6 protein-coding genes are annotated in these 8,645 nt (G+C 72.9%); 1 reads left to right on the forward strand and 5 read right to left on the reverse strand.

Annotated elements, in window-relative coordinates:
- Positions 1–121: 121 nt before the first annotated feature.
- The 4 genes from ACFV6D_RS36435 to ACFV6D_RS36450 form a co-directional block, all read right to left on the reverse strand.
- Positions 122–1,159, reverse strand: coding sequence for an isocitrate/isopropylmalate dehydrogenase family protein (locus ACFV6D_RS36435; protein WP_063349733.1), 1,038 nt, complete (start codon positions 1,157–1,159; stop codon positions 122–124).
- Positions 1,160–1,278: 119 nt separating this feature from the next.
- A complete protein-coding gene (leuD, locus tag ACFV6D_RS36440) occupies positions 1,279–1,917 on the reverse strand; it encodes a 3-isopropylmalate dehydratase small subunit (protein WP_063349732.1) in 639 nt (212 codons plus the stop codon).
- A 100-nt stretch (positions 1,918–2,017) separates the two neighbouring features.
- Positions 2,018–3,418, reverse strand: coding sequence for a 3-isopropylmalate dehydratase large subunit (gene leuC / locus ACFV6D_RS36445; protein ID WP_063349731.1), 1,401 nt, complete (start codon positions 3,416–3,418; stop codon positions 2,018–2,020).
- Entirely contained in the window at positions 3,418–4,611 is a 1,194-nt protein-coding gene (locus ACFV6D_RS36450) for a LeuA family protein (protein WP_063349730.1), read from the reverse strand. Before ACFV6D_RS36450 ends, leuC begins: the two co-directional genes overlap by 1 nt.
- Before the next feature lie 301 nt (positions 4,612–4,912).
- On the opposite strand from ACFV6D_RS36450, the gene ACFV6D_RS36455 reads away from it, so the two are divergent.
- Positions 4,913–5,251: a hydroxyisourate hydrolase gene (locus ACFV6D_RS36455; RefSeq protein ID WP_063349729.1), complete on the forward strand. Its 339-nt coding sequence runs from the start codon at positions 4,913–4,915 to the stop codon at positions 5,249–5,251.
- Here the strand turns inward: ACFV6D_RS36455 and ACFV6D_RS36460 are convergent.
- Positions 5,248–8,388 (reverse strand): BTAD domain-containing putative transcriptional regulator, encoded by a 3,141-nt coding sequence (locus tag ACFV6D_RS36460; protein ID WP_380563024.1) that lies wholly within the window; start codon positions 8,386–8,388, stop codon positions 5,248–5,250. The genes ACFV6D_RS36455 and ACFV6D_RS36460 overlap by 4 nt on opposite strands.
- Between the last annotated feature and the right edge of the window lie 257 nt (positions 8,389–8,645).

Here is an 8,645-nt window from a genome sequence, read left to right on the forward strand (position 1 = left end):
CGCCCGGGCGCCGCGGAGGGGAGCCGGGCGCGCGGGCGGGTGGGGGGGCCGCGCCCCGGGGCGCCGCGGGGGGGGGGGCGCCCCGGGGGGGGGGGGGGGGGGGGGGCGGGGGCTCATGCCGTCAGGCCGCGGCGAGGGCCGCCCTGACCGCGGCGCCGACCTGCTCGGTGGTGAGGGTGCCGCCGAGGTCCGGCGTGCAGGCGCCCTCGGCCACGGCCGTGCCGACGGCCAGCTGGATCGCCTTCGCCTCGGCGGCCCAGCCCAGGCGCTCCAGCATCAGCGCGGAGCTGAGGATGGCGCCGAAGGGGTTGCCGATGCCCTGGCCGGCGATGTCGGGCGCGCTGCCGTGCACCGGCTCGTAGAGGCCGAACCCGGTGTCCGGGTTGATGTTGGCCGAGGCCGCGTTGCCCAGGCCGCCGGCCAGCATGGCCGCCAGGTCGCTGAGGATGTCGCCGTACGAGTTGTTGGTGACGATCACGTCGAACTGCGACGGGTCGGAGATCAGCTTCATCGCGGCGGCGTCGACGTAGAGGTGGGTGGAGTCGATGGCGGGGTGCTTCGCGGCGGCCTCGCGGAACACCCGCTGCCACACCTGGCCGCCGTGCCGGACGGCGTTGGACTTGTCGACCATGCAGACGCCGCGCTCGGCGATCGAGTACGCGTACTCCATCACCCGCGAGACGCCCATGTAGGTGCTGACGTCCGCGTCGACGGCCATCTCGTGCACGGTGTTCCCGCGCAGCACTCCGCCGATGTCGGTGTAGAGGCCCTCGGTGTTCTCCCGGACGATCACGGCGTCGATGGCGCGGGTCCGGGCGTCGCGCAGCGGGCTCAGCCGCTCCTGGAGCAGGGTGGCCGGGCGGTGGTTGACGTACAGGTCGAGGTCGAAGCGCAGGCGCAGCAGGACGCCGCGGCCGTAGTCCGAGGTCTTCACCCGGGGGTCGCCGATGGCGCCGAAGAGCACCGAGTCGCTCGCCTTGATCCGCTCGAAGTCCTCGTCGGACAGGGAGACCCCGGTCCGCAGGTAGGTGTCGGCGTTGACGTGGTCGAGCACGTCGACCGCGAGGTCCAGGCCCAGCGACTCGATGGTCTCCAGGGCCTCCTTGGTCACCTCGGGGCCGATGCCGTCACCGGGGATGACGGTCACTGTCTTGGTCATGGGTCTCTCACCGTTTCTGGGGTGGGGCCGGCCGGTTGTGGGTCGGGTCGGCCGGGCCGGGGGCGTCGGGCAGGGTCACCGCCGCGCGGCCCTTGGCGCTGCGCCGGGGGGCGCGGTCGTCAGGAGGCCCGGCGCTGCTTCGCGGTGTCCGGGGAGGAGAAGGCGCCGCGGGTGATGCTGGTCATCCAGGCCGGGCGGCCCTGCTCGAAGGCGGCGATCGCGTCGGCCTTGCGCAGGGTGACGTCGATGTCGTCGAGGCCGTTGAGCAGCAGCCAGCGGGCACGCTGGTCGGCCTCGAACTCCCAGGTCCCGAGGTCGGTGCCGACGGTCAGCTGCTCCAGGTCGACGGTGATCTCGAACTTCGGGTCGGCCTGGGCGCGTTCGGCGAGGTCGGCGACGACGGGCACCGGCAGGGCGACGGCCAGCAGGCCGTTCTTCAGCGCGTTGCGCAGGAAGATGTCGCCGAAGCTGGTGGCGATGACGGCCCGGAAGCCCCAGTCGCGCAGGGCCCACACGGCGTGCTCGCGGGAGCTGCCGGTGCCGAAGTTGTGGCCCGCCACCAGGACGCTCGCGTCCTGATGCTCCGGCTGGTTCAGGACGAACCCGGGCTCCTTGCGCCAGTGCCCGAACAGGGTGTCGGCGTAGCCGGTCTTGGTCAGCCGCTTGCAGAACTCGGCCGGGATGATCTGGTCGGTGTCGACGTCGTCCCGGGACAGGGCCACGGCCTGTCCGGTGTGCGCCGTGAGCGGCTGCCTCATGCCTCTGCCCCCTGCTGGTCGGTCTGGCTGCGGTCGGTGGAACGGGTCGAACAGGCCGGTCGGGTGGAACGGGTCGGGCGGGTGTGCCCGGCGGTCGCGGTCACAGCTCGGTCGGCGCGGCCAGGCGGCCGACCACGGCGGTGGCGGCGGCGACGACGGGCGAGACCAGGTGGGTGCGGGCGTGGGTGCCCTGCCGGCCCTCGTAGTTGCGGTTGGAGGTGGACGCGACCCGCTGGATGCCCTGGAGGCGGTCGGCGTTGATGCCCATGCACATCGAGCAGCCGGAGAGCCGCCACTGCGCGCCCGCGTCGAGGAAGACCTGGTCCAGGCCCTCCTCCTCGGCCTGGGCCCGGACGGCCATCGAGCCGGGGACGACGAGCATGGTGATCCGGTCGGAGACCTTGCGGCCGCGCAGCACGTCGGCGGCGGCCCGCAGGTCCTCGATCCGGCCGTTGGTGCAGGAGCCGAGGAAGACCGTGTTGATCTCGACGTCCCGCAGGGCGACGTCCGGTTCGAGGCCCATGTACTCCAGGGCGCGGCGCGCGGCCTGCTGCTCGGCGGGGGTCGCGAAGGTCTCGGGCGCCGGCACCGCGGCGTCCAGCGGGACGGCCTGGCCGGGGTTGGTGCCCCAGGTGACGAAGGGCTTGAGCCCGGTGACGTCCAGTTCGACGACGCGGTCGAAGGCGGCGCCCTCGTCGGTGCGCAGGGACTGCCAGTAGCTGACGGCCTCGTCCCAGTCTGCCTCGGCGGCCGGGTCCCAGCGCTCGCGCAGGTAGGCGAGCGTGGTGTCGTCGGGGGCGATCAGGCCGGCGCGGGCGCCCGCCTCGATGCTCATGTTGCAGACCGTCATCCGCCCCTCCATGGAGAGGTTCTCGACGGCCTTGCCGCGGTACTCGATCGCGTAGCCGTTGGCGCCGTTGGCGCCGATGTGCGCGATCAGCGCGAGGATCAGGTCCTTCGGCGTGACGTCGGCCGGCGGCTCGCCGACGAACTCGACGGACATCGTCCGGGGGCGCTGGAGCGCCAGCGTCTGGGTGGCGAGCACGTGCTCGACGTCGCTGGTGCCGACGCCGAAGGCGAGCGCCCCGAAGGCGCCGTGCGTGGAGGTGTGGCTGTCGCCGCACACCACGGTCATGCCGGGGCGTACGAAGCCCAGTTCGGGCGCCACCACGTGCACGATGCCCTGCCGGTCGTCGCCGAGCGAGAACAGCTCGATCCCCTGCTCCTCGCAGTTCTCGCGCAGGCGCTCCAGCTGGGCGCTGCCCATCGCGTCCTTGACCAGCAGCGTGTTGGTGGGCACGTTGTGGTCTTCGAGGGCGAGCGCGAGGTCGGGCCGGCGGACCCGGCGGCCGGCCAGCTGGAGGCCGTCGAAGGCCTGCGGGGAACTCGCCTCGTGGAGCAGGTGCAGGTCGATGTAGAGCAGGTCGGGCTCGCCCGGTGCCTGGTCGACGACGTGGCTCTGCCAGACCTTCTCGATCAGGTTGCGCTCGGTGCCGCCCATCAGCTGGCCACCGCCATCTCGCTGGTGCGCTCCAGGCGTTCGGCGATGATCTCGCGCAGCTCGCCCAGTTCGATGCAGGTGCCGTCGGCGCGGCCCGCGATGTAGGTCTCGTAGATCTCGTCGAGCAGGTCGTGCTCGGCGCCGATTCCCATCTGGTCGAACAGGTTGCGGACCACATTGCGCCCGGAGTGCCGGCCGATGAGAATTCCGCGCTCGCGGCCGAAGCTGTGCGGCTCGACGTATTCGTAGGTCACCGGATTGCGCAGCATTCCGGCCTGGTGGATTCCGGCCTGGGTGGCGAAGGCGTTCTCCCCGAATATCGCCTTGTTGCGCGGCGTCGACATTCCGATGATCCGGGCCAGCAGCTGGTAGGCCTCGTAGAACTTCTCGGTGCGCAGCCGGCTGGTCAGGCCGAGCTGCTCGCCCTTGTAGAGCAGCACCGCGGCCAGCTCCTCCAGCGGGGTGTTGCCCGCGCGCTCGCCGATGCCGGCGATGGTGGCCTGCACCTCGTCCGCGCCGGCCTCGACGCCGGCCAGGGCGTTGGCGAGGGAGAGCCCGAGGTCCTGGTGGCAGTGGGTGGACAGGATGATGTGGTCCGGGATCCAGGAGCGGACCCGCGCCACCTGGGCGCCGAACTCGGACGGGATCAGGCAGCCGGTGGTGTCGGCGAGCGCCACCGTGTTGGCGCCCTCCTCGATGCCGGCCTCGATCATCGGGCGCAGCAGGTCGTCGCTGCCCCGGCTGGCGTCCTCGATGCCGAGCGTGATGTCGGTGAAGCCCAGCTCGCGGGCGAACCGGATGCTGTCGATGATCTCGTGCAGGCCCTCGGCCCGGGTGAGGCCGCGCTTGTGCTCCAGGTGGACGTCGCTGCCGGTGGCCATGATCTGGACCTGGTGGCGCTCGACGCCGCCGGCCTGGGCGGCCAGCTCGATGTCCGCGCGGACGGCCCGGTTGAGGGTCGCCACCTTGGCGGTGGTGAGCGCGCCCGCAATCAGTCTGGTCGCCTCGAAGTCACGCGGTGAGGAGCTGGGGAAGCCGGCCTCGATGGTGTCGACGCCGGTGGCCTCGATGGCGAGGGCCAGCTCCAGTTTCTGGTCGGGGTTCATCGCGTTGCCCGGGGCCTGTTCGCCGTCGCGCAGTGTCGAGTCGAATACCCGGAGCCGCCGTGCGGTGGGGACGGATTTCGGAGACATGGATTTTCCGCCTCTTTCGGGAACGCCGCCGGACGGGCGACCGGACGGGAGGTCGCGGTGTGCGGCGGCGGAGGATTGTGGCTGGCAGCGGTGACTTTACTGGTCCGGAATCACTGTCCGTCAAGACTTTTCGAACAAATAATCATTCGATGGCGGACCGATAGCGGGACCCCTGACAATAGGCTTGACGCGCCCTTTTCCCGATGCATCGTGTACTGAGGCAAGGAGTGGTTTTCATGCGAGATATCCCGTCCGAGGAACGTCCGCCGGCCCGGTTACCGCGCCCGGGGCGGGTGGGCTGATGGCGAGGGTCATCGTCGAAGCGCTGGACAGCGTCCACGGGCGCACCGCCGCCGGCCTCGACGCGAGACTGGAGTCGCTGGTCGACAACGAGTGGGTGCCGGTGGTCGAGCGGAGAACGGACGCGAGCGGCCGGATCGAGGAGTGGGGCGGGACGGACGGCGGACGCGGCCTCTACCGGCTGGTATTCGACGTCGACCGGTACTTCAGCGGGCTCGGCCTGTTCACCGTGCACCCCGAGGTGGCGGCCACCTTCCGGGTCTCCGACGGCGAGTCGGGGCACCGGGTGAGCCTCACCCTCTCGCTGAACCACTACGCGGTGGCCTTCATCGCCGACTAGGACGGTGGACCCGGGCCCGCGGGGGGCTCCGGGTCACCGGCGGCCAGCCGGGCGGAGCGCAGCAGGTCGAGGGTGCGCGCCTCCTCGGCGGGGGTCCGCATCAGGCGGAACACCAGCCGGGCCCGCCGCAGGTGCTGGACCGCCAGGTCGGCCTCCCCGGTGCCGAGCGCCAACTCGCCGAGGGTGACGAGGATCCGGCCCATGATCAGCCGCTCGTTGGAGCCCTCCGCGAGGAGCAGGGCGCGGTGCAGGGCGTGGGCGGCCTCGCCGCTCTCGCCGAGCCGGTGGCGGGCCGCGCCGATGCCGTGCAGGGCGTAGATCTCGCCGGTGTGGTCGCCGATCAGCCGGACGACGTCGAGGGCGCGGGAGAAGGCCTCCAGGGCCCGGTCGTAGCCGCCGCGTTCCAGGTGGCTCTGGCCCATCCGGTGCAGCACCTGGGCCTCGACCCGTCGGCCGCGGCCCTCCCGGCTGAGCCGCAGCGCCTCGTCGAGGAGCTCCCCGGCGCCCTCCTCGTCGCCCGCGCCCAGCTTGAGCTGGGCCAGGTTGTGCAGCACGTAGGCGACGGCGACGGAGCCGCCGCTCGCCCGCAGGACGGTGAGGGCGGCCTGGTAGTGGGCGGTCGCCTCGTCGATCCGGCCGTCCACCCGGGCGAGGTAGCCGAGGCCGCGGGCGGTCAGGGCGGAGCCGAGGTCGTCGCCGAGGTCGGTGAAGATCCCGGCGGCCTGGCGGAAGCGCTCCTCGGCGGCGGCGAAGTTCTGCCTGGTCAGCGCGAGCGAGCCGAGGGAGTGCAGTGCGGCGGCCTGGCCGAGCCGGTCGCCGCCCTTGCGGGCGGCCGCGAGGGCGAGTTCGTGGGTGTCGCGCCAGTCGTCGAGCCGGCCGTGGGTCTCCAGGAACGTCACGGCGGTGACGGCGAGTTCCCAGCAGTGCGCGGTGAGGCCCATCATGGCCGCCTGCCTGACCCGGGGCACGAGCATGGGCCGCTCCCGGGCGAACCACCGCAGCGGCTCGGCCAGCAGCCGGTCCACCGTCCGGGCGGGCAGCGGGTGCAGGGCGGTGCCGCGGCCGCGGATCAGCACGTCGCGGCCGTACTCGCGCTGCCTCGCCTCGATCAGCAGGTAGAGGAAGCAGCCGATCACCCGGGCCAGTGCGGCCTCCCGCTCCTCGACGCTCTCCTCGTCGACGAGGCGTTCGCGCGCGAAGACCCGGATCAGGTTGTGCAGCCGGTACTGGGTGTGGCGGCCGGGCGCGGTGCCGACGGCGTCCAGCAGTTGGGCGTCGGAGAGTTCGTCGATCAGGTCCTGGACCTGGTACTCGGGGAGGTCGAGCAGCGCCATGCCGACCCAGGTGGAGAACGGCCCCTCGTCGATCAGGGCGATCCGCCGCAGCAGCCGGCGGGCGTCCTCGCTGACGCTCTCGTAGGTGAGCGAGAGGCCGGCCCTGATGCCGACGTCGGCGTACTTGAGCTCGTCGAGCCGGCGGGTCCCGTCCTCCAGCCGCTCCACCAGTTCGGTGATCTCCCAGTGCGGCCGGGCGGCGAGCCGGGCGCCGGCGATGCGCAGCGCCAGCGGCAGGTGGTCGCAGAGTTCGGCGAGCGCCTTCGCCGCCTCCGGTTCGGCCGCCACCCGCGCGGGGCCGGCGATCCGGCCGAGCAGTTCCGCGGACTGCTCGGGGTCGAAGGTGCCGACGTCCACCCGGACGGCTCCGGCGAGGCTGCCGATGTGCCGCCGGCTGGTGACGATCACGGCCGAGGTGGGCTTGCCCGGCAGCAGCGGGGTGATCTGGCTCTCGGTGGCGACGTTGTCGAGGACGATCAGCACCCGGCGCTCGGCGAGCAGGGCCCGGTACATCTCGGCCCGCTCCTCCAGCCCGTCGGGGATGGCGGTGCCGTGGACGCCGAGGGCGCGCAGGAAGCGCTCCAGCACCTGGGCCGGGCCGACGGTGTCGGGGGCCCCGGCGTGCAGGTCGGCGAAGAGCTGCCCGCCGGGGAACTCGGCGGCGATCTGGTGGGCCGCGTGGACGGCCACGGCGGTCTTGCCGACCCCGGCCTTGCCGACGACGGAGACGATCGGGACGGCCAGCCGGGACTGGTCGTGGGAGGAGAGCAGCAGCCGTTCGCGCAGGCCGGCGAGCAGGTGCTCGCGGCCGGTGAAGTCGGCGAGGTCGGCGGGGAGCATCTCCGGGACGGCGGCGGGGGCGGCGGGGGCCACGGGCGGCGCGGCGGCGGGCTCGGCGGCCGGGGCGCCGTGGGCGGCGGCCGGACGGCTGTCGGGCAGGTCGAGCCGGGGGTCGCCGGCGAGGATGGAGAGTTCGAGCCGCTGCAGCCGGGGGTCGGGTTCGACGCCGAGTTCGTCGATCATCCACTGGCGGGTGTCGCGGTAGACCTGGAGCGCCTCGGTCTGGCGCCCGGAGCGGTAGAGCGCCAGCATCAGCTGGCCGCGCAGCCGCTCCCGTAACGGGAACTCGTCGACCAGGCCGAGGAGTTCGCCGACGGCCGCGCCGTGCCGGCCGAGCGCGAGTTCGAGCTGGATGCACTCCTCGGTGGCGCCGACCCACTGCTCGGTGAGCTGGCCGGCGGCGGAGCGGATCGACTCGCTGGGCAGGCCGCCGAGGGGGTCGCCGCGCCACAGTCCGAGCGCCTGCCGGAAGAGGGCGGCGGCCTCCGCCTTGCGGTCCTGGGCCTCCGCCCTGCGGTCGCGGTCCTCCACCGTGCGGTCGTGGGCCTCCGCCTTCTGGTCGCGCAGCGCCCGCGCCTTCCCGACCCGGTCGCGGGCCTGGAGCAGGTCGAGCTGGTCGTCCGCCGCCTTCACCATGTAGCCCTGCGGGTGGGTGGTGATGACGTCGGAGAGGCCGTGCGCGGCGAACAGCCGGCGCAGGGCGGAGACGCTGATCTGCAACTGCGCGCGGGCGGTGGCCGGCGGGGCCTCCTCGTAGAGGGCGCGGACCAGGCGGTCCACGCTGACCACCCGGTTGACGTCGAGGAGCAGCGCGGCGAGCACCGTCTGCTGCCGGATCCCGCCGAGGTTCAGCGGCCTGGCGTCGACGAGCGCTTCGAGCGGGCCGAGAATGCGGTACTCGACCCGGGGCACGGGTGAGGAACTGCCGTCGTGGCGTATGCCGGAACCAGGTCTGTGCCCCACCGTTTCCACTCCCCCCAGAGGAATAGGCGCAGGATCGCAAGGCACTCTAAGGACGGCCCGGTCAATGGGTCAACGCTATTCAGTTCTCCCCAAAAGACGCCGCCTGACGGGTTGCGATCGGCGCCCGCGCCCTCGGGTGACCCACGAAAAATCGGCACGGAAATGCCGGGTGGGGGGGGGGGGGGGGCCCCCACCGCCCCACCCCCCCCCCCGGGGGGGGTGGGGCGGGTGAGAGCACACCGACCCCGAGGGCGGCT

Origin of the sequence: Kitasatospora sp. NPDC059812, assembly GCF_042732075.1 — a bacterium.
Classification (GTDB): domain Bacteria; phylum Actinomycetota; class Actinomycetes; order Streptomycetales; family Streptomycetaceae; genus Kitasatospora.

What these genes read in the sequence shown, in the direction of transcription:
- ACFV6D_RS36435 (WP_063349733.1), bottom strand. Translation starts at nt 1,159, where the DNA reads ATGACCAAGACAGTGACCGTCATCCCCGGTGACGGCATCGGCCCCGAG.
- leuD (WP_063349732.1), bottom strand. Translation starts at nt 1,917, where the DNA reads ATGAGGCAGCCGCTCACGGCGCACACCGGACAGGCCGTGGCCCTGTCC.
- leuC (WP_063349731.1), bottom strand. Translation starts at nt 3,418, where the DNA reads ATGGGCGGCACCGAGCGCAACCTGATCGAGAAGGTCTGGCAGAGCCAC.
- ACFV6D_RS36450 (WP_063349730.1), bottom strand. Translation starts at nt 4,611, where the DNA reads ATGTCTCCGAAATCCGTCCCCACCGCACGGCGGCTCCGGGTATTCGAC.
- ACFV6D_RS36455 (WP_063349729.1), top strand. Translation starts at nt 4,913, where the DNA reads ATGGCGAGGGTCATCGTCGAAGCGCTGGACAGCGTCCACGGGCGCACC.